Origin of the sequence: Malonomonas rubra (assembly GCF_003247215.1) — a bacterium.
Taxonomy (GTDB): domain Bacteria; phylum Desulfobacterota; class Desulfuromonadia; order Desulfuromonadales; family Geopsychrobacteraceae; genus Malonomonas; species Malonomonas rubra_A.
In genome coordinates this window covers 1-18,312 of the sequence record NZ_QKAP01000052.1, presented here as the reverse complement: position 1 = coordinate 18,312, position 18,312 = coordinate 1, and the positions used below count along the sequence as shown (strand labels likewise).

Annotated in this window: 16 protein-coding genes, 1 rRNA gene and 1 pseudogene; 14 read left to right on the top strand and 4 right to left on the bottom strand. The window is 51.1% G+C overall.

The features are described from left to right. Positions 1–4 precede the first annotated feature (4 nt). The 3 genes from Q7J88_RS04740 to Q7J88_RS04730 all read right to left on the bottom strand — a co-directional run bounded on the left by Q7J88_RS04740 (position 5) and on the right by Q7J88_RS04730 (position 2,365). Positions 5–637 (bottom strand): DeoR family transcriptional regulator, encoded by a 633-nt coding sequence (locus Q7J88_RS04740; RefSeq protein WP_303721005.1) that lies wholly within the window; start codon positions 635–637, stop codon positions 5–7. 259 nt (positions 638–896) lie between these two features. Next, complete coding sequence (locus Q7J88_RS04735; RefSeq protein WP_303721004.1) at positions 897–1,121, bottom strand: NifU family protein; 225 nt, start codon at positions 1,119–1,121, stop codon at positions 897–899. A 71-nt stretch (positions 1,122–1,192) separates the two neighbouring features. Next, positions 1,193–2,365, bottom strand: coding sequence for a class I SAM-dependent methyltransferase (locus Q7J88_RS04730; RefSeq protein ID WP_303721003.1), 1,173 nt, complete (start codon positions 2,363–2,365; stop codon positions 1,193–1,195). A 283-nt stretch (positions 2,366–2,648) separates the two neighbouring features. Between Q7J88_RS04730 and glpX the strand changes: the two genes are divergently transcribed. From glpX to Q7J88_RS15360, 14 genes and pseudogenes are all read left to right on the top strand, one after another. Then, positions 2,649–3,623, top strand: a complete 975-nt coding sequence (glpX, locus tag Q7J88_RS04725; RefSeq protein ID WP_303721002.1) for a class II fructose-bisphosphatase — start codon at positions 2,649–2,651, stop codon at positions 3,621–3,623. 44 nt (positions 3,624–3,667) lie between these two features. After that, positions 3,668–4,495: a cytidylate kinase family protein gene (locus Q7J88_RS04720; protein WP_303721001.1), complete on the top strand. Its 828-nt coding sequence runs from the start codon at positions 3,668–3,670 to the stop codon at positions 4,493–4,495. Positions 4,496–4,578: 83 nt separating this feature from the next. Continuing rightward, positions 4,579–5,325, top strand: a complete 747-nt coding sequence (locus Q7J88_RS04715) for a YebC/PmpR family DNA-binding transcriptional regulator (RefSeq protein WP_303721000.1) — start codon at positions 4,579–4,581, stop codon at positions 5,323–5,325. An 82-nt stretch (positions 5,326–5,407) separates the two neighbouring features. Continuing rightward, the gene (gene ruvC, locus Q7J88_RS04710) at positions 5,408–5,926 is read left to right on the top strand and encodes a crossover junction endodeoxyribonuclease RuvC (RefSeq protein WP_369681972.1); all 519 of its coding nucleotides are present in this window, start codon (positions 5,408–5,410) and stop codon (positions 5,924–5,926) included. Then, a complete protein-coding gene (ruvA, locus tag Q7J88_RS04705) occupies positions 5,923–6,522 on the top strand; it encodes a Holliday junction branch migration protein RuvA (RefSeq protein WP_303720998.1) in 600 nt (199 codons plus the stop codon). The genes ruvC and ruvA overlap by 4 nt, the downstream gene beginning before the upstream one ends. Before the next feature lie 12 nt (positions 6,523–6,534). Continuing rightward, positions 6,535–7,560: a Holliday junction branch migration DNA helicase RuvB gene (gene ruvB / locus Q7J88_RS04700; protein ID WP_303720997.1), complete on the top strand. Its 1,026-nt coding sequence runs from the start codon at positions 6,535–6,537 to the stop codon at positions 7,558–7,560. An 11-nt stretch (positions 7,561–7,571) separates the two neighbouring features. Then, positions 7,572–9,854: a hypothetical protein gene (locus tag Q7J88_RS04695; protein WP_303720996.1), complete on the top strand. Its 2,283-nt coding sequence runs from the start codon at positions 7,572–7,574 to the stop codon at positions 9,852–9,854. A 79-nt stretch (positions 9,855–9,933) separates the two neighbouring features. Beyond that, positions 9,934–10,479 carry an epoxyqueuosine reductase QueH gene (locus tag Q7J88_RS04690; protein ID WP_303720995.1) on the top strand — a complete coding sequence of 182 codons (546 nt, stop codon included), beginning with the start codon at positions 9,934–9,936 and terminating at the stop codon, positions 10,477–10,479. Between the two features lie 102 nt (positions 10,480–10,581). After that, positions 10,582–10,890 carry a phasin family protein gene (locus tag Q7J88_RS04685; protein ID WP_303720994.1) on the top strand — a complete coding sequence of 103 codons (309 nt, stop codon included), beginning with the start codon at positions 10,582–10,584 and terminating at the stop codon, positions 10,888–10,890. Positions 10,891–10,905: 15 nt separating this feature from the next. Further along, positions 10,906–12,597 (top strand): AarF/ABC1/UbiB kinase family protein, encoded by a 1,692-nt coding sequence (locus Q7J88_RS04680; protein ID WP_303720993.1) that lies wholly within the window; start codon positions 10,906–10,908, stop codon positions 12,595–12,597. A 200-nt stretch (positions 12,598–12,797) separates the two neighbouring features. Continuing rightward, on the top strand, positions 12,798–13,727 hold the full coding sequence (gene lpxC, locus Q7J88_RS04675) for a UDP-3-O-acyl-N-acetylglucosamine deacetylase (protein WP_303720992.1): 930 nt from the start codon (positions 12,798–12,800) through the stop codon (positions 13,725–13,727). Positions 13,728–13,882: 155 nt separating this feature from the next. Continuing rightward, on the top strand, positions 13,883–16,117 hold the full coding sequence (locus Q7J88_RS04670) for an ATP-binding protein (RefSeq protein ID WP_303720991.1): 2,235 nt from the start codon (positions 13,883–13,885) through the stop codon (positions 16,115–16,117). A gap of 33 nt (positions 16,118–16,150) precedes the next feature. Continuing rightward, complete coding sequence (locus Q7J88_RS04665) at positions 16,151–17,518, top strand: sigma-54 dependent transcriptional regulator (RefSeq protein ID WP_303720990.1); 1,368 nt, start codon at positions 16,151–16,153, stop codon at positions 17,516–17,518. Between the two features lie 263 nt (positions 17,519–17,781). Beyond that, a pseudogene (locus Q7J88_RS15360) lies at positions 17,782–18,078 on the top strand (transposase); the annotation flags it as partial. A 97-nt stretch (positions 18,079–18,175) separates the two neighbouring features. On the opposite strand, the gene rrf reads toward Q7J88_RS15360, so the two are convergent. Next, positions 18,176–18,292 (bottom strand): 5S ribosomal RNA (rrf, locus tag Q7J88_RS04660). Between the last annotated feature and the right edge of the window lie 20 nt (positions 18,293–18,312).

The following is an 18,312-nucleotide window of genomic DNA, read 5'->3' as shown; positions in this document are numbered from 1 at the left end:
CGCTTCAGCCTATCTGCCGTTGCTTTGCCGCTGCACAGTGCGGGCAACCTTCGGTCTTGTCGAGGCTCATATCCTCTTCGAGAAATTTCAACGCGTCTCCCAAACGACCGACTGTGCCACCGAAACCGGTTTGGAAACGCTTGGCCATCTCTTCGTCTTCGAACGTCAGTATCGACGGCCGGCAACAGGGACTGCAAACGCTCCCAAGCACGAAATAAGAGTGCTGGGCAGAATGAAGCTTGCCGGACAGGTAATCCGCGGTCAGTGCGATGGCGATCCGGTCACCCAACATCAGATGGGCCGAGATCCCGCAGTGCGGACAACAGGCAACTTTTTGCTCACCGTTTTTCAGCGTCAGGGTGTAAAGCAACTGCTGGCTCGGCGGGCGAAAACAGATCAGGCAACTGCCCTGCTCCAAACGAGTTTCGTAGCGTCCATCCCGATCACGAACCAGCTTATCGATCCGCGCCGCACCGCCATGAATTCGTTTCAAAACCTGACGTTGCTCTAGCAAATCGAGATCCCGATGAATGGTCATCTTGGAAACCCCGAAACGCTCAACCATTTCGGCCAGACTTAAAGTCCCCTCCTCTTCCAACCAAATCAATAATTCCTTGCGTCGTTCTGTCGATTTCATCGCCAAACCTGTTAAAAAAGCCTCAAACTGCTGAAAAAGAACTTTTTCAGCGGATCACCTCTGGGACGAATTAAAAGCAATTGCGCCCAAATTATCACCAATAGAACAAAATATCCAGCCTTTTGTTACTGAAACAACACGAAGTCGGTGCTGAAAATGGGCAGAACTCCTTTTCACGAGAAAACAAATACCCTCTAAACAAAAAAACCAGTGAGTTATTCGCTGGTTTTTTTGCGTAAAATATCAGAGCAGCGGAGCCTTAATGCACCTGGACCACTTCTTTAACTTCGGGAATGTTCTCCATCAGGGTCTTTTCGATCCCCATCTTCAGGGTCATGGTCGACATCGGGCATGACCCACAAGCGCCGGTCAGTTTGACGCTGACAATGCCATCCTCACTTACATCGACCAACTCGACATCGCCACCATCAGCCTGCAGGGCCGGGCGAACTTGGTTCAAAATTTCTTCAACGCGATCTTTCATCAGATAGTCCTCCATGTAAGTTGTCTTATCGAAGTATAACGCCTCTTGTTTTACGCAAGCAAGCCACCGGGCTAAAAGATGCCGGTGGCCAGACGGATATCTTGTATTTTTCGCGCACAGAGCAGTTCGGGGACACCAACCCCCTTGCCCTGCACCAGCACCTTGAAACTATCACCCATGCCACCATCCGGCATGACCAGGTTTTTCAAAGTCATCCGTAAGGCTTGTGCCTGCTGCGGATTTGTCGCGCACGCCTGCAATTCGATCAGGGCTTCGAGAAATCCGAGTCCCATTAAAAAGCGGTACTGTTCGCCAAAGTAGAGTGACTCCAAACCGTTCCGCTCGCCTACCTTCTGCAGGGCGGTAAAATCGATATGCGCGGTGATATCCTGACAGCCGAGCCGCTGGTAAGGATTCTCGTTCGACTGATGCTTATGATAGCAAAGCAGAGTACCATTGCGTCGAAACGGAGCATACAACTCTTCAGCCGGATAGCCATAATCTATCGTCAGCACGAAGCCCCGCGCTAACACCTTGCCCACGCTGCTCATCCAGTCGAGGGCCTGCAGGTTGACTTCACCCCGGTTCCCCTCGAGCAGGCCGTGCCCGACCAGTTTGAAATAATCTCTGATCGCCGGGTTGGTCAGTGGGCGGCCCTCCTCGACAAAGCCTTCATCGCTATTAACGACAAAAACCTCTTTCAGCTCGCCATCATCTTTATCGACCAAGTGAACCGGAAAAGCATCGACCAGTTCATTACTGAGAAAACAGCCCTGCATCCCCTGCAACTCATCCAGAGAGCACCAACCGACCCGGCCGGCATCGACATGACGCTGCAGGTTTCCCTCCTGCCCCTGCCGGTGATCCGGACTGATCTCAACAATTCGATACTGGAGCTGCTGATAGAAATCGGGGGCATCTTCCGCTAAGGCGTTGAGGATATCGAGGCAGAGATGCCCTTCCCCTGCCCCCTGCTCGGCAATGATGAATTCGCCTTTGCCGAGCAGCTGCCACATCTGCGTCAATTGCCTGGAAATTAGTCGCCCGAACAGGAAATGGACGCTGGAGGAAGTAAAAAAATCGCCCTCCTTACCGATCCGCGTGCGGGGCGTTGTATAGTAACCATAATCGGGATGGTAGAGACACTGCGCCATAAACTCGGCAAAGCTGATACCGCCGCGTTCTTCGATCCGATTTCGCAGCAGCGCAACCAGTTCTTTTTTCTCCTCGTCTACCATCGTCATGTCACCATTCTTCCAGCAATGAAATTGAAGGCGCGATTATAGCCAGTCGCCAATCCAAACACAATAGGCCATTCTAAACAAATCCCCAGTTGAAAAAGATTCATGTCTGTGCTCCCTGCAAGGAAGGGCGATATTTTTCATCGTACCGCTTTTCAGCTTATATATATACAACCGCGACAATTGGCAGACTTGAACTTGATGGGAAATCGTGCCATTATGACCCGCTGACGAAAGTGAGTACTAGTTCACCATTTAAACCAAGCATCTGACAACGAAAAGGTCTATGGATAGAAACCTTGCTCTAGAGCTTGCCCGAGTTACCGAAGCTGCCGCCCTCGACTCGGGTCGCTGGGTCGGCAAAGGCAATAAAGTTGCAGCAGATGCTGCGGCAACCGAAGCAATGCGTCGCACCCTCGACGAGATGGATATCAATGGTATCGTCGTGATCGGCGAAGGGGAAATGGACGAAGCGCCAATGCTCTATATCGGGGAGGAACTAGGCGCCGGCATAGAAGACAGTACCAAAGTCGATATCGCCGTCGATCCGCTGGAAGGAACCACCATCTGCTCTAAAGGGGTTAATGGAGCGATTGCCACTATCGCCATGGCTCCACGCGGCGGTTTTTTGCACGCTCCGGACATGTATATGGACAAACTGGTCACCGGTCCAGACGGCATCGGCGCCTGTGACATGCAGAAATCGCCTGGAGAAAACGTTAAAGCCTTGGCCAAAGCAAAAGGGTGTCAGCCTCAAGACCTGATGGTCGTCCTGCTTGATCGCCCGCGTCACGACAAGGCGATCGCCGAGATTCGCAAAGCGGGTGCTCGAATCCAGTTAATTTCCGACGGCGATGTTGCCCCGGCGGTCGCATCGGCCATTGAAGGCAGCGGCGTCGACATGATGATGGGTATCGGCGGTGCACCCGAAGGGGTTCTCACGGCGGCGGCAATAAAGTGCCTGGGTGGATTCATGCAGGGGCGATTGGTGTTCATGAGCGAGGAAGAGCGGACCCGCTCGCGCGACATGGGAATCACCGATTTTGATAAAATCTACACGGCAGAAGAGATGGCCAAAGGCGATGTTTTTTTCGCGGCAACAGGAGTCACCAACGGCGATCTGGTCCGCGGCGTACGTTACTTCGCCGGCGGTGCTAAAACCCACACGGTGGTGATGCGTTCTAAAACTCGCACCGTGAGATTTCTTGAGACCATTCATTATTTCGATCACAAACCTGGCTTCAATGCCAAGAAGAAGTAGCTTGGCAGATCGACAGCACAGCACGATTGGAGAGAGATTAAAACATGGCTATCATTACCATCTCCCGTGAAATGGGAAGCGGCGGCATCCCGATTGTTCATCAAGCCGCAGAAGAGCTAGGCTATACCCTCATTGATGAGGAGGCAATCAAGGATGTTGCCGGCAAGTACGGTCTGACTTACGAAGCCCTCCAGCAGATCGACGAAAAACCCCCCGCCTTTGTCGAGCAACTTGACCGTCAGATAGAGCTAGGCATGAACCGCATCCAACTGATTGTGCTGGAAGCGGCCCTTAAAGGGAATGTGATCATTTACGGCCGTGGTGGCCAAGATCTGCTCCCCGGCATCACCAGTGTTTTCCGAGTGCGTGTTATCGCCCCGTTTGAGGATCGTGTAGAGCGCTGGGCCGAACGCGAATGGATCGACCCAGACCTAGCCCGTTCCTTGGTTCGCAAGAGTGACCAGCAGCGCGCTGGTTTTATCAAATACTATTTCGACCGCGACTGGGAAAACCCGATTGAGTACGATCTGGTCATCAATACCGCCCGCCTATCAAATGAGACCGCGGTCAAACTGATTACTAACGGGGTTAGGGACCGGAATCTGGAGGAACGGAAAACGGCCTGCAAAGCTAAACTGAAAGACCTGATCATCCAGAAGAAAATTCAGGTCGCCCGTTTGGCGGATGACCGGATCGAAGACATCTGGTTCAACATCGATGTTAAAGAAGGTCACGTCACCCTAACCGGTCATGTTTATAGTGAACAGGAAAGAAATGCCGCACTCGACGATGCCCAAAGCGTTAAGGGAGTTACTGGCATTACCGACCAGCTGAAAATCATCGGTTATCGCAACGACCCACAGGATCATTAACGCGAGAAATCCACAAGGAAATATAAATCGCCGGCCGTTGCCGGCGTTTTATATAGAATAAATTTGCAAGGAGTAGAAAAACCATGGCTGGACACAGTAAATGGGCCAATATCAAACACCGCAAAGGCGCACAGGACGCCAAGCGGGGCAAAATTTTCACTAAGTTGATCAAGGAAGTCACCATTGCGGCCAAAATCGGCGGTGCCGATCTCGAGTCTAATGCCCGGTTGCGCTTGGCGGTGGATAAAGCCAAGCAGTCCAACATGCCGAAGGACAATATCGAGCGGGCTATCAAAAAAGGAACCGGCGACCTCGACGGCGTGACCTACGAAGAGGGGATCTTCGAAGGCTACGGTCCGGGTGGCGTGGCCGTGATTGTCGAGTTCATGACCGATAACCGCACCCGCACCGTTGCCGATGTTCGCCACGCCTTCAACAAATATGGCGGTAGTCTCGGCGTCAGCGGCTCGGTTGCCTTCATGTTCGATCGAAAGGGGCAGATCATCTTCGGTGACGACAGCGAATTCGAAGTCATCTTTGAAGCGGCTCTTGAGGCCGGTGCCGAAGATGTCAAAGAAGAAGACGGAATAATTGAAGTGGTCACCGACCCAGCCGATTTCGAAACGGTTCGCAACACTCTTGAAGAGCAAGGGCTGAAATTCCAGTCAGCGGAGGTTACCATGATCCCGCAGAACATGACTGCGGTGGAAGGCAAGCAGGCCGAGTCGCTGATGAAGATGATCGACGTGCTGGAAGATAATGATGACGTGCAGAACGTCCATTCCAACTTCGATATCTCTGACGAAGAGATGGAAAAGATCATGGGCTAGGCAAAAGCTTTTAAACGAAAAAAGGCGGAAGACAGAAGGATTTTCCCTTTTGCCTTCCGCCTTTTTCATTTATTCTCGCGCTATGCAAATTCTCGGCATCGATCCTGGCAGCAAAGTAACCGGTTACGGCTTCATCGAGCAGCAGGGCAACCGCTTGATCCATCTCGACAACGGAGCCATCTTTACCCGCAGCAACGACGCACTGGCGGAACGCCTGCAGTTAATCTACCTCGAACTTTGTCAGCTGATCGAACGATACCGGCCGGATGCGGTAGCCGTTGAGCAGGTATTCATGGCCCGCAACCCGGCTTCCGCCCTCAAACTCGGCCATGCCCGCGGCGTAGCTCTGCTGGCCGGTATCAACGCCGGACTACCGGTAGCCGAATATTCGGCACTGCAGGTCAAAAGCGCGGTTGTTGGCTACGGTCGCGCTGGGAAGAGTCAAGTCCAGCAGATGACCCGCACCCTGCTGAACCTGCCAGAAATAGCCCAGGAAGATGCCGCCGATGCCTTGGCCGTCGCCATCTGCCACGCCCACAGCCACCATCTAACTAGACAGATTAACCAGCCAAGCCTGCGCCCACAAAGGAATCGTCGATGATTGCCCAGCTTACCGGTGAATTAGCCCAGTGCAGCCCGGAACAGATTATACTCGATGTCAACGGCGTCGGTTACCGGCTGCAGATTCCACTATCTACCTTTTATGCCTTGCCGGAATCGGGCAAAATCCAGTTGCGTGTCCACACCCACGTCAAAGAAGATGCCATCCACCTGTTCGGTTTTCTCACCGAAGAAGAGAAAGGTCTTTTCGCGTTGCTGATTTCGGTTTCCGGCGTCGGGCCCAAATTGGCGATCACCATTCTTTCACATATCCCGACCGACGAACTAGCACTGGCATTAAGTCAGGGCGATGTGGTGCGGCTAACCGCCATCCCCGGCATCGGCAAAAAAAGTGCCGAACGACTGGTTCTCGAACTGCAGGACAAAGCAAGGCGATATGCCGTTGAAGGCACGGTCTCGGAAAGTAAGGGACCACAGCAAACCAGCGACGCCAGCCATCAAGATGCCTTGTCTGCTCTGGTCAATCTGGGTTACAAAGAAACCTTAGCGCGAAAAGCACTTAAGAACCTTAAAATTTCGCCAGACACCCCTTTAGAAGAAATTCTTAAGGCGGCCTTGAAGATTCTGGTCAAATAGGGAGACGGACGGATGCCCGAGCGGTTGATCACCGGAGAGGAGCTACCGGAAGAGGGAAATTACGAAGCCGGACTACGCCCACGCACCCTAAAGGAGTATGTCGGGCAGAGTAAGGCGAAGCAGAATCTGCAGGTTTTTATCGATGCTGCCCGCAACCGAAAGGAAGCGCTCGACCACGTGCTCTTTTTCGGTCCGCCCGGCTTAGGAAAAACCACTCTGGCCAACATCATTGCCCAGGAGATGGGGGTCAACATCAAAAGCACCTCCGGCCCGGTAATCGAGAAAGCAGGAGACCTTGCCGCCGTATTGACCAATCTGGAAGAAGGTGATGTCCTTTTCATAGATGAGATTCACCGCCTCTCGCCGGTAGTCGAGGAGATCCTTTACCCGGCGATGGAGGATTACCAGCTCGACATTATGATTGGCCAGGGTCCCTCGGCGCGCACCATCAAACTCGACATCCCCCGTTTCACCCTGGTCGGAGCCACCACGCGCGCGGGGTTACTGTCGTCACCGCTGCGAGATCGTTTCGGCGTGATCAGCCGCCTCGAGTTCTATTCCAACGAAGAGTTGACAACGATTGTCAAACGTAGCGCCGGGATTCTCGGCATCCAGATCGACGCCGATGGTGCGCGCGAAATAGCCTGTCGCAGCCGTGGCACCCCACGGATCGTCAACCGTCTGCTACGCCGGGTGCGTGATTTTGCAGAAATTGAGGGGGATGGAATGATCACCTGTAAACTGGCCGACCACTCCCTGAAGCGGCTGGAAGTTGATAACCAAGGCTTAGATTACATGGATCGCCTGCTGCTATTGTCGATCATCGACAAGTTCAGTGGAGGACCGGTCGGCCTAGACACCTTGGCGGCGGCGATCGGCGAAGAGCGCGACACTATCGAAGATGTTATCGAACCATACCTGATCCAGCAGGGTTTTCTGAACCGCACGCCGCGCGGCCGGGTAGCGACAGAGTTTTGCTTTCGCCACTTTCAACGCACGCCAAACGAAAGTAGCCGCACAGGCAACCTGTTCGGTTAAAACACCTGCTGATGAAACAGGAATTGCAGAAATTTGCTCAGCAGCTCGCCCTCTGGACCGAGCTGACCATCGAAAACGGCCGCACCCCTTTTCGCCGGGTCGACCTGTGCCCAACAATCTACACCGATCAGGGTATCCTGCACCCGCCTTTGGTCTTCTGGATCAACCGCCAGAGTATGATGGCGGGTGGCATTCTTTTATTGCCGGAACAAGATCTGGAAATGGAGCTGAAAAACGGCTGCAGCTGCTGTGACGCGCTCGGCCTGAAACATTTCGTCACTTGGGAAATCGACCGCGTGAGGATTTGGCAGGTCTGCGATGGGGCTGCTCAACAGCATCAACAGTTCGAGCTGGTCGATACCGACCATCCAGATGCGTTCCGCCATCTGCTCGGTGATGTTCTCGAGGAACTGAAGCTGCTGGCGGTCATCGGCCTGATCCGCAACGACCAACTTTCTGCGCACTATCTGCACAACCTGTTTCAAACCACCCTTGAGCTGGCGCAACCGGCGCTGACCAACAGCTACCGCAGTCAACGTGCCGAAAAGGAGATCGTTTCGAGAAAAGATGCCGATCAGCTGGCCCAAGAGGCCAATCGACTGCTGCTTCTTCAGTTGCTCAGTCTTGCTTGGCACCAGCAGCTACCCTCCGCCATCCTACCGGAGAAGCTGGAAAGGGCTATCCAGCTTTCACTGCCACAGCTCCCAGGGCCGCTGGAAAAAACTCTTTCGGTAACGGTTAGTGTATCGCCACCCGAGCTACCGAATGAAGCGGCGGTCTGCTTTCACCACCTACTGCTGCGCTTACAACAGCTCTCTTGGCGTCAGGATGAGCACCGTGCAGCCGAAAGCATTTACCTACTGATCAACAGCTGGAAAAAAAACCACTCCGAACTCCCGGGGCAAATCTTGCTCTACCCGGAAAGTCCCTGCGTTGGCCCACAGGCTGAGTTGATTATCTCAGATTCTCCTTCTCTGCTGGCTGCAATCAGGCTGAGCGAGGATCTACAGCAGAAAAAACCGCTAATGCTGCTGCTTGGTAACCTGTTCCAGTTCAGCGATCTGGACCGCAGAGAGCTGGAAATTTACGGCACCCTCAATCATTCGAGGCTGCTGTCAAAAGAAGAACGTCAGCAGTATACTGCTCTGCTACGCACCTCTTGGCCAAACCGTAGATTTCGTATCGGCGGCGATAAGCCTCTTTGGTTCTGGGAACTAATTCACTTACTCGGGCTCAGTCGACGGCAGCGTCTGCTGATCCTGACCCTGCCGCTTCAGGCCATTCTGACTTCGGTTCGCGATCCCTTCTGGCAGCTGGTCTGGGAAAGTTATTCAATCCGGCAGGTCCGTGCGCTAGCTGACGACCTGATAAGCCTGCAGCTGAGTCCCGAAGCCAAACAGGACGCACCGGTCAGCATCTGCCGGAAAGGAGAGCATAGAAGCTTTTTGCCTAGCGGCGACCTGCCGCGTTTTCGCAATCAGCTGCTGTTGACCCTGCTGCTCCCCCCAGAAATTTACCAACTGTTCGATGACAAACTGACTTGGCCGGATTTGGAGAAGCTGACATGCGCTGCCGAAATAGGTCTAGGGGTTTACCTGCAGAGCCGCCTCAGCCAAAAATTCGAGCAAATTCTTGGCCTAAACCTCACCAACCTCTCTGCAGAAGAACACCAGCAGGAACTACAAAGTTTCCCGCAACCGGACCAGCTTCTGCTCCAAGAGCTGGGGCGATCTCCTGATAAGGATCCGGATCAATTCCTGGCAGAACTGTTAGCCAGTCCAGAGCTTGCAACCTTCGAGCTGCCCAAGGAACAGAAAAAAAACAAAGACCTGTCGCTGCAAAGACCGGATAAAAACCTACGCGAAGAGCTGGTTCAGGAGCTGCGCAAAACCGGCATTCCGAATTTTCCCGAACAATACCTGTACTTCCTCGATCAGGCGGACACCACGACCTACCGGTTGACTCCTCCCCTTGAAATTAAAAGTGAGTTGCTCGGTGAAATAGAGCTTGAAGATGCTGCGGGGCGAAAGTTTCTGGTCTATGGAGAAGAATTGGCCAACACTCTGCTACTCTGCTCGGCACTTGGAAAAACTGAAGTCGAACTACCAGCGGACCGTCAGCATCTGGCCCTTTTGCAGAAGCAGTACGGCAAGGACTTGAAGCTTCTGCACAAACAGCTGAGCAGTCTTTGCCACAGCCGACTACAAAACCCTAAGGCCGCGGAAAAAATGGCTAACAAGGTTTGGAAACAACTAAACCTGCCAAAACCGAGACTGCTTTACCAGTTACGTTAAAAAACACCCGAGTGACAGCTGCGATGGTTTGAGCAATGCTCATGAATCCATGTCCTCTCATCTCAGACAGGAGATTAATATGCAGATTCTATTACATATCTGCTGCGGCAACTGCGCCATCTACCCGGTCAAGAGGTTACGCGCGCAGAATCATCAACTGGCCGGTTATTTCTATAACGACAATATTCACCCCTTCCAGGAATTCAGCAAACGCTTGGCAACCACCAAAGAGTACGCGAAAAAAGTCGACTTGCCGGTAACCTACGACGAACAATACCGACTTGAGGACTTTCTCGCTTCAGTTGCTCAGGATCCGACTAATCGCTGCAGGCACTGCTACCGATCACGCCTGCTGGCGACGGCCAAGGAGGCAAAACGTTTAGAATTTGAGGCGTTTACCACAACCCTACTCTACTCCCGCTATCAGAAACATGAAGAGATCCTAGCATTCGGCCAGCAACTGGCAATTGACTACAATTTGTTCTTTTATTACGAGGACTTCCGCAAGGGATGGAATGAAGGTATCCAGATCTCGAAGCAGATGAGCCTTTATCGCCAACAGTATTGCGGCTGCATCTATTCGGAAAAAGAGCGTTTCGCACCCCAAAAAAGAGCTGATAGATAACTTTTCCGCTCAAACCAGGCTCTCCCTGGCGTTGAACAAGCTATTGAACCTGTTATAATTTTTACAGATTTTCAATTTCTCGCTGCTTACAAGGAGGCTACCATGCTGGAAATCATCGAAAAGAGCTTGCTGGCAGGAATTGGTGTTATGTCGCTGACCCAGAAAAAAGCTGAAGAACTGATCGACGACCTGAAAGAAAAGCTGAACCTGTCGGAAGATGAAGGCAAGAAGCTGCTGGAAAAACTGCAGAGTGCCACGAAAGAGAGTCAGCAGAAACTTGAAGACTTGGCTCGCGAGGAAGTAAAAAAAGCCTGTGAACGTGTCGGTGTAGTCACCGAGGAAGAGTTCGCCGCATTGAAGAAAAAAGTGACCGAATTGGAAAAGCAGCTGAAAGCGCTTAGTAAAAAATAGCTCGACTACAGTTTTATGCTACCTTTTACCCGGATCAACCGGAACATAAGATCGCTAAAACGCTACCGCCAGGTCCTCGGCATCCTGATCCAATACGGCTTTGGCCACATTGTCGAGCAGCTCAACATCGACTATTACCTTGAGTTGGGCAAACGGATCGTATCGCTTGGTACCGCCTCACGCGACCTCGAGCGATTGTCACAGGCGCAACGGATGCGTTTGGTCCTAGAAGAGCTGGGGCCGACCTTCATCAAACTTGGCCAATTGCTCTCAACCCGGCCCGACATTGTGCCGGCCGACTACTTGGAAGAGCTGAAAAAACTTCAGGATCGAGTCCCCACCGTCGACACGGAGAAGATCCTAGCGCAAGTTCATCTTGAGCTCGGCCGCCCGGTTGAGGAACTGTTTTCTCATTTCGAAACAACCCCTCTGGCCACAGCCAGTATCGCCCAAGTCCACCGCGGCACCCTCAAGTCCGGCGAGCAGGTGGTCTTTAAGATCAGGCGGCCGAAAATAGAAGATGTCATCGAAACCGATATCGATATTCTGATGGGTTTGGCCTACCTGATGGATAAACACATACCAGGTGGGGACATGTACGACCCAATCGGCCTGGTCAAGGAATTCCGCCGCTCAATCACCCGCGAACTTGACTTCTCCCGCGAAGGCCGCACCATAGACCGCTTTTCGATCAACTTTGCCGATGATGACACGGTAAGAATTCCAAAAGTGTATTGGGAGTTTTCCGGTCGCACCGTGCTGACCCTTGAATATTTGTCCGGGATCAAAATTTCACAAACAGAAGCACTGCAGCAGGCCGGTTACAACCTGAAAAAGATTGCCCGGACCGGGGCCACCGTTTTCCTTAAGCAGGTTTTCGAGCATGGTTTCTTCCATGCCGATCCACACCCGGGAAATCTGTACATTCTCCCGAACAATGTCATCTGCATTTTCGATTTCGGTATGGTCGGCCGCCTCGACGAAGACCTAAAGCTGCAACTGACAGAACTTTTGCTTTCGATACTGCGTCGCGACGTCGACCATATTATTTCACAGCTGCTCTATTCCGGTGAACTGGTCGATGAATCGAACCTGAAGAGCCTGAAACGAGATCTAAGCGAGTTCATTGACGATTATTACGATATCCTGCTGCAGGATTTGAAGGTCGGCAAGCTGCTGATCGATTTTATCGAAATCCTGACTGAATACCGGATCAAGTTCCCATCGAACATGCTGCTGCTATCCCGCGCCCTGATCGCCATGGAAGGAATCGGCCGCCAACTAGACCCCGAGTTCAACATGGTTGAACACCTGCAACCTTTTACAGAGCAGATTGTCAGAAAACGCTACTCGCCGGCCAGCCTGTCGAAAGAACTGACCAGAACAGTCCAGGCCTACCAGTCTTTGAGCAAAAGCCTGCCGAAAGATATCAAGGAATTCATCAACCGGGTCAACCGCAACAAATTCAAAATCGATCTCGAACACCGCGGGCTGGAGCGCCTGATCACCGACCTTGACAAGTCATCAAACAGGATCTCTTTCAGTCTGGTGATTGCCGCCCTGATCATCGGTTCATCGCTGATTATGCAGACCGACAAAGGTCCAATCCTTTTCGGCTTCCCGATTCTTGGCCTTTTCGGTTACACAGTAGCCGGAATTCTTGGTTTCGGCTTGGCGATCGCCATCCTTCGCTCCGGTCGAATGTAGCTTTCCCCTTGTGCGACTGTGGCTTATCAAGCACAGTAACCATCAAGAAAATAAGCAAGTCTGCAACACCGTACTTGCAATCCCTGCAGTCCCGAGCTGATAATTCCAATAATTACACTATGTTGAAACACATTTCCCGATGGCAGGATTTTTGCAATTCCTAAACTCCGAATTTTTTGCATCACTCGTGGAAAGAAAAGATGATTCTCCAACGCACTATCAAAAACAAACTAACGATTTCCGGCATCGGCCTTCACTCCGGTCATCGGATTAATCTTAAATTGCGCCCGGCAGAAGCTAACACCGGGATTGTTTTTCATCGTATAGACTGCAATCCGACGGTCTCGATCAAAGCGACTTCTGACAACGTCGTCGACACCCGCATGGCTACGGTTTTAGGTTGCCACGGTACCACCGTATCCACGGTGGAACACTTTATGGCTGCACTGGCAGCTTTCGGCATCGACAACCTACACGTGGACATCGATGGCCCGGAGGTTCCGGTTCTAGACGGCAGCGCGGTTCCTTTTATACGCGAAATCCAACAGGTCGGCATCAAAAGTCTTGCCCTTAGCCGAAAGTTTATCGCCATTCGCAAGCCGCTCGAAATTATTGAAGGGGAGAAACGGATAAGCATCATTCCGTCACGTTTCTTCCGCATTACCTTCGATATTGCGTTCGACCATCCGGCCATTTCAGTCCAGCAGCACAGCATGAAGTTTTCGACTGAAAACTTCTGCAAGGAGATCGCTCCGGCACGAACCTTTGGCTTTTTGCATGAAGTCGAATACCTTAAAGCCAACGGCTTGGCGCGCGGCGGCTCGCTTGAGAACGCTGTAGTCATTGATCATGACGGCGTCATGAACCCGGAGGGGCTGCGATTCCCGGATGAGTTTGTTCGACATAAAATTCTTGACGCCTTCGGCGACTTCAGCCTGATCGGTTATCCGCTACTCGGCCACATCCGTGCGTTTAAAGCAGGGCATGACCTCAATGCAAAAATGGTGCAGACCATTCTTGACAATCCGTCGCACTGGACCTACGTTGAATTCAGCGAACATGCTCTGCGAGAAGCACGACGAGCAAACGTAGGCTCTTTCTCCATCGATCTGGCTTGGAGCAAAGCTTGAGCTAATGCATACTGTTGAACTTAAAAGGCAGCCCTTCCGGCTGCCTTTTTTACCTTTAGCCCTGTTTCATTGACGACAGGCTTGTTTTGTCCCCCTACATTCAATAGAATCGCTTTATTTATCAGATTGAATTGCCCAAAGAAGAGCCCCTGTTGATGAGCAAAAAAACTGCTGCCAACCAAAACCAAAGCAAGTTTCGCCGAAAACCACGCGAATTGATCCTGTTGTTTCTGGTTGTTCTGTTGCTGGTCCTTATCCCACAGTTTGAAACCCACCTATTCGACCTAACGATTCAACTGCCGATCAGCAACAGTATCATTGCCCTGGCTCTCATCAATCTGAACATCCTGCTAGTGCTACTGTTTCTGTTCCTTATTTTCCGCAACCTGTTCAAATTGATACTCGAAAGAAGGCGCGGAGTCCCAGGAGCAAAACTACGCAGCAAGCTGGTTGGTGCCTTTATTGCGTTATCGCTGATTCCAACTATGCTGTTGTTTTTCGTCTCTGCCGGCTTTATCAGCAGCAGCATTGACAACTGGTTCAATACACAAGTTGAAAATGCTTTGGACGAATCGCTCAGTGTTGCCCAAACCTATTACCGCAACTCTGAAGCGAATGCGCTTTATTATGCTGACCAGCTTTCCCAGCGAATCAAACAAGACAAACTGCTCAATGAAGAGAACCTCCCCAAGCTAAAAGAACTGATCAAAATCAAGCAGGAAGAGTACAACCTGGGCATCGTTGAGGTTTTTTCCGCGACCCACGAGGAGTTGGTCCGAGTAGCCAACCCAAAGCTACCGATCTTTGAGATTACCTCGGCTACCTCAGATCCGGTCCGCGAAGGGCTGCAAGGAGTTCGCTTTTCCCAGATCACCCCGGTCGGACAGGCCGATTTGATCCGCGGTATCGTTCCAGTCAGATCGAACTGGAATTTTGAAGATATTGTGGGCGTGGTAGTGGTCAATTATTATGTTCCTTATTCGCTGGTTAACAAAATGGGGGAAATTGCCTCCTCGGTTGAGCAGTACAAAACCACCAAATCGATCAAGGGACAAATACAGCAAAGCTATGTCGTCGTTCTGTTGCTAATCGCTCTGATCATTATCTTTCTCGCAACATGGTTCGGTTTTCACCTAGCCCGCGGCATTACGGTGCCGATCCAGGAACTGGCGGAAGCGACCAGTAGGGTCGCTTCAGGCGACCTCGAAATTCAACTGGAAACCCGTAGTACAGACGAGATCGGAACCCTAGTTGGCGCCTTCAACAAGATGACAACCGACCTGCGGCAAGGGCGCATTGAGGTCGAAGCGGCCAACCAGGAGCTGCAAACTTCCAACATTGAGCTCGACCAACGGCGCAACTACATGGAAATTGTGTTGGCCAATGTGACCGCCGGAGTAATTTCTGTCGATCGTTACGGCCTTCTGACCACCGTCAACAAATCGGCTGAGAATCTGCTGCATTTCAAAGCAGAGCAAATGCTCGGTCAGGATTTTCGGGAAGTTATCCCAGCGAGCTACATGCCACAGATCATGGAGCTACTAAAAGAACTTTTTTATTCCGAGAAGGGAACGATCCGGCAACAGTTAACCATTCCGATCGGCAGCGATAAGTACACCCTGTTGATCAACCTGACAACCCTGCGAGACGAACAGGGCAATTTCATGGGGACAGTTGCCGTTTTCGATGATTTGACACAACTTTTCAAGGCACAGCGAATGGCAGCGTGGCGGGAAGTTGCGCGGCGCATTGCCCATGAAATAAAAAACCCACTAACACCGATACAGCTTTCAGCACAACGCCTACGTCGACGCTACTTAGACCGCTTTAATGCTGAAGATAATGTTTTCGACGATTGCACACAAATGATCAGCCGTCAGGTTGATGAGCTAAAAAATTTGGTCAATGAGTTTTCCAATTTTGCCCGTATGCCGGCTACGAAACCAACCCCGAACAATCTCAATGAGATTGTCAATGAATGTTTGGTGCTATACCAGGAAGGGCACAAAACTATTCTCTTTGAAAAATCTCTAGACGTCGATCTACCTACTTCCTATCTGGATCGAGAACAGTTCAAAAGAGTCATCATTAATCTACTGGAGAATGCCGTTGCAGCAGTGAACGATCATGGCAGAATCAACGTCGAATCGACATACAATTCAGAACTACAGATTATAACCCTGACAATTGCTGACAATGGATGTGGCATTCGCGACGAAGATAAGCCCCGCTTGTTTGAACCTTATTTTTCAACCAAAAAAACCGGAACTGGGCTTGGTCTGGCCATCGTTTCCACGATTATTTCCGACCACAACGGCTATATTCGCGTCAGGGATAACAGCCCGCAAGGCGCCAGGTTTATTATTGAACTACCAGCAACTACCAGCTAAACATGGTCAATAGATAAGGAGCATAAGCTACCGATGAAAAGTATTCTGGTCGTAGACGACGAAATCAGCATTCGCCAAAGCCTTGCGGGAATCCTGGGAGATGAAGGCTTCCAAACTTCCTTCGCTGCTACCGGCGAAGATGCCATCAATATGGTTCAGACGGAAGATCCCGACCTGATCCTCCTTGACATCTGGATGCCCGGGATCGACGGGCTTGAAACGCTGAAAAGAATCAAACACTTGCGACCGAATCAACTGGTAATCATGATGAGCGGCCATGGCTCGATCGAAACAGCGGTCAAAGCAACCCGTCTCGGCGCCTACGATTTTATCGAGAAGCCACTCTCTCTGGAAAAGGTACTTCTTTCAATCCAAAATGCGATGAAGGTTGGGCAGCTAGTTGCCGAAAATCAGGCTCTCAAAGAGAAAATCAATCGCGACTATGAAATGATTGGCGAGAGTCTGCCGATTTCGAAACTGAAAAAACAAATCGAAATTGCCGCCCCCAGTTCCGGCTGGGCATTAATTACGGGTGAAAACGGCACAGGAAAGGAGCTGGTTGCCCGCGCAATCCATTCACAATCGACAAGAAGTATCAAACCCTTCGTTGAGGTCAATTGTGCGGCCATCCCGGAAGAGTTAATTGAATCGGAGCTGTTCGGCCACGAAAAGGGTTCTTTTACCGGTGCCACAGCAGCACGTAAGGGGAAATTCGATTTAGCCAATGGCGGCACCCTATTCCTGGATGAAATAGGGGATATGAGCTTGAAAACCCAGGCCAAAATTCTTCGAATTCTGCAGGAACATAAATTCGAGCGGGTCGGAGGAAACCGCACGATTGAAGTTGATGTACGCGTCATCGCGGCCACCAACAAACACTTGGAGGAAGAAATCAAAGAGGGAAATTTCCGCGAAGACCTTTATTTCAGACTGAACGTGCTTCCTTTCACGGTCCCACCGCTGAGAGAAAGAAAAGAGGATATCCCACGTCTGGTCAGCCATTTCCTGCAGTATTTTTGCAGTAAAGAGTCGCGTGAAATTAAAACAATCTCTCAAAGTGCACTTGATGCTCTTCTCAGCTACAACTGGCCTGGGAATGTACGTGAGCTCAAAAACCTAATTGAACGGCTAGTGATCATGACTCCTGATCAGGTCATCAGGGCGAATGACCTTCCACAGCAGATTACCAAAACCGACAAACATGTCATAGAAAAGACCAGTTTGACCGAGTTGCCCGACTCCTACCGGGAAGCCAAAGAAATTTTCGAGAAGCAGTTCCTCCTTGAAAAACTGCAAAAAAACAACTGGAACGTTTCCCGCACTGCTGAAGAAATCGGCTTGGAGCGCTCCAATCTGCATCGAAAAATAAAAACATACGAGATTGAACCGGATAAGAACTGATCCAACCCCCTTCCTTAGAAAAGCTCCGCACGAATACGGGCCGGAGCTTTTCAACTTATAATATTGACGTGATAAACAAAATACTATGTTGGCCTCCACGGTAAACTTAAAAAAAAATCCGCAATCCTCGTAAGGACGCGGGTATTTTCCTGTATCGCTCAAAAATCAACCGGTGGAACAACCCCCTTGCTCTTTTTCCCGAGGGGGTAATCATCGACAGCCATTTGCGAGAGCTGGAATCTCTTCAACAAGAGCTGAGCGAAGTGGCAGGTCAATTGGAACAACGCAATCGGCAACCCAAACACCGGCCAGTGATTCGGGCACTGACAAGTGTTCCTAGTGTTGGCAAGTTCGTTGCCACAACCTTTCATTTTGGACTGTTCCGCCCTGAATGCTTTAATCGCCAAGAAGAGATCACCAGCTATCTTGGACTTGCTCCAACCGTTCGACACAATGGTGAGAAGGCACCTCGTGGCTTCTTGATACCCGTTGGCCAAAAACGATTACAAACCTTGTTAATCGATGTGGCCTGGATATGGCGGGTCAAAGATGCTAAGGCAGGTGAATTTTACAACAAGTTGCTCAGCCTAAGCGGAGTTCCGCAAAAAGCGAACATAAAAAAAGCCCCCTGCCGTATGGCAGGGGGCTTTGAAATAATTTCGGCGGCGACCTACTTTCCCACATCGTTTCCAATGCAGTATCATCGGCGCTGTAGGACTTAACTTCTGTGTTCGGGATGAGAACAGGTGTGACCCCTACGCTATAACCACCGAAAACCGTAAACTGGCTTTCAA

Bases quoted from the DNA above. Each gene is read 5' to 3' on its own strand.
- Q7J88_RS04740 (WP_303721005.1), bottom strand. From the start codon at position 637: ATGAAATCGACAGAACGACGCAAGGAATTATTGATTTGGTTGGAAGAG.
- Q7J88_RS04735 (WP_303721004.1), bottom strand. From the start codon at position 1,121: ATGAAAGATCGCGTTGAAGAAATTTTGAACCAAGTTCGCCCGGCCCTG.
- Q7J88_RS04730 (WP_303721003.1), bottom strand. From the start codon at position 2,365: ATGACGATGGTAGACGAGGAGAAAAAAGAACTGGTTGCGCTGCTGCGA.
- glpX (WP_303721002.1), top strand. From the start codon at position 2,649: ATGGATAGAAACCTTGCTCTAGAGCTTGCCCGAGTTACCGAAGCTGCC.
- Q7J88_RS04720 (WP_303721001.1), top strand. From the start codon at position 3,668: ATGGCTATCATTACCATCTCCCGTGAAATGGGAAGCGGCGGCATCCCG.
- Q7J88_RS04715 (WP_303721000.1), top strand. From the start codon at position 4,579: ATGGCTGGACACAGTAAATGGGCCAATATCAAACACCGCAAAGGCGCA.
- ruvC (WP_369681972.1), top strand. From the start codon at position 5,408: ATGCAAATTCTCGGCATCGATCCTGGCAGCAAAGTAACCGGTTACGGC.
- ruvA (WP_303720998.1), top strand. From the start codon at position 5,923: ATGATTGCCCAGCTTACCGGTGAATTAGCCCAGTGCAGCCCGGAACAG.
- ruvB (WP_303720997.1), top strand. From the start codon at position 6,535: ATGCCCGAGCGGTTGATCACCGGAGAGGAGCTACCGGAAGAGGGAAAT.
- Q7J88_RS04695 (WP_303720996.1), top strand. From the start codon at position 7,572: ATGAAACAGGAATTGCAGAAATTTGCTCAGCAGCTCGCCCTCTGGACC.
- Q7J88_RS04690 (WP_303720995.1), top strand. From the start codon at position 9,934: ATGCAGATTCTATTACATATCTGCTGCGGCAACTGCGCCATCTACCCG.
- Q7J88_RS04685 (WP_303720994.1), top strand. From the start codon at position 10,582: ATGCTGGAAATCATCGAAAAGAGCTTGCTGGCAGGAATTGGTGTTATG.
- Q7J88_RS04680 (WP_303720993.1), top strand. From the start codon at position 10,906: ATGCTACCTTTTACCCGGATCAACCGGAACATAAGATCGCTAAAACGC.
- lpxC (WP_303720992.1), top strand. From the start codon at position 12,798: ATGATTCTCCAACGCACTATCAAAAACAAACTAACGATTTCCGGCATC.
- Q7J88_RS04670 (WP_303720991.1), top strand. From the start codon at position 13,883: ATGAGCAAAAAAACTGCTGCCAACCAAAACCAAAGCAAGTTTCGCCGA.
- Q7J88_RS04665 (WP_303720990.1), top strand. From the start codon at position 16,151: ATGAAAAGTATTCTGGTCGTAGACGACGAAATCAGCATTCGCCAAAGC.